General features: G+C 67.0%; 1 protein-coding gene. It reads right to left on the reverse strand.

The genetic code is table 11. The annotated features are described in order from the left end of the window. Positions 1-336, reverse strand: a 336-nt coding sequence (locus tag IZR01_RS49685; protein ID WP_194927940.1) for an AMP-binding enzyme, incomplete at both ends; no start/stop codon positions are given.

Here is a 336-nt window from a genome sequence, read left to right on the forward strand (position 1 = left end):
GCACCACAAACGCCGACGGCACCATGTAATCCGGCAAGGCCTGCGCAGCACGCTCACGCAGGACCGACACGTCCAGGCCATCTCCGGCTGCCGGAACGATGTACGCGACCAGGCGATTGTCGCCGGGCCGGTCTTCGCGCGCCAGCACCGCAACCTGGGACACCGCGTCATGTCCAGCCAGGACCGACTCGATCTCACCCAACTCGATGCGGAAGCCACGCAGCTTCACCTGGTCATCGGTACGGCCCAGATACTCCACCACGCCATCGACGCTCCAGCGCGCCAGATCCCCGGTGCGATACATCCGCGACCCGGCCGGACCGAACGGATCCGCCA

Source organism: Catenulispora pinisilvae, from assembly GCF_015356865.1.
Classification (GTDB): Bacteria; Actinomycetota; Actinomycetes; order Streptomycetales; family Catenulisporaceae; genus Catenulispora; species Catenulispora pinisilvae.